The sequence below is a fragment of the Paracoccus pacificus genome (genome assembly GCF_042680785.1).
Classification (GTDB): Bacteria; Pseudomonadota; Alphaproteobacteria; order Rhodobacterales; family Rhodobacteraceae; genus Paracoccus; species Paracoccus pacificus.
The window spans coordinates 1-1,123 of record NZ_JBHUEN010000055.1; the positions used below are offsets into that span (position 1 = coordinate 1).

At 62.2% G+C, this 1,123-nt stretch carries 1 protein-coding gene; it reads right to left on the bottom strand.

Annotated features, from left to right (window positions below; translation table 11 throughout):
- Positions 1–1,121 (bottom strand): IS3 family transposase gene (locus tag ACFSCT_RS19470; protein ID WP_379145626.1). Its coding sequence is split into 2 segments (ribosomal slippage), with 1,122 coding nucleotides annotated over them: positions 1–872 and positions 872–1,121; the frame shifts between segments, so codons are not numbered across the junction. This gene is flagged as partial in the annotation.
- Positions 1,122–1,123 lie beyond the last annotated feature (2 nt).

The following is a 1,123-nucleotide window of genomic DNA, read 5'->3' on the forward strand; positions in this document are numbered from 1 at the left end:
TTCATCGTCTTGCGCAAGCGCGCCGGGCGCGGAGCCCTCAAATTGCTCAAGCGTCCGGCGCGCTTGCTGCGGTGTCTGGTTGGCCAGGGACGAATGCGGCCTGACCGTGTTGTAGTCGTAGCGCCACAGAGCCACCTTTCGCCGCGCATCGTCCAGGCTGTCGAAGATCTCCTCGTTGAGCAACTCGTCCCGCAGGCTGCCGTTGAAGCTTTCGATGAACGCATTCTGCTGGGGCTTACCCGGATCGATGTAGTGCCACGGCACTTCGTTCTCATCGGCCCATTTCAGGATCACCCGACTGGTGAACTCTGTGCCGTTATCGCTGACAATGCAGCCGGGCTTGCCGTAGACCCGGATAAGGGCGCTGAGCTCCCGGGCAACCCTTGCCCCGGAGAGGCTGGTGTCCGCCACGAGGCACAGGCATTCGCGCGTGCAATCGTCGATCACGGCGAGGATCCGGAACTTCCGCGAGGCACCGAAGCTGTCGGTTACAAAGTCCAACGACCAGCGCGCGTTGACGCCCGCGGCCGATGGCATCGGGGTCCTTGTGCCTCGCGCTCGCTTGCGACCGCGCCGCCTTTTCACGGACAGCCCTTCCTCGCGGTAAATCCGGTAGAGCTTCTTGTGGTTCATGCTCATGCCCTTGCGCTCCAAAAGGACGCCAATCCGGCGGTAGCCGAACCTGCGCCGCTTACCGGCGATCTCCTGCATCTCCTTGCGGATATCTGCGCAGTCCGGCGGGCGTTCTCGCCGGACTGTCTTGGGATCGACACCAACCAGCCTGCACGCCCGGCGCTGCGAGATGTCATGATCCCGCATCACCTGGAGCGCCGCATCTCGCCGCTTGATCAATGTCGTCAGTTCTTTCCCAGCAGGTCTTTCAAGACGACGTTGTCCAACATGGTGTCAGCCAGCAAACGTTTGAGCTTGGCGTTCTCGTCTTCCAGCGCCTTCAGCCTGGCCGCCTCGGACACTTCCATCCCGCCATACCTGGCCTTGAGCTTGTAGAAGGTGGCGGTGCTCAGGCCATGCCTGCGGCACACCTCAGCGGTCGGCATCCCCGCCTCCTGTTCCTTGATCATCCCGATTATCTGCGCCTCGGTGAAACGGCTCTTTCGCATGT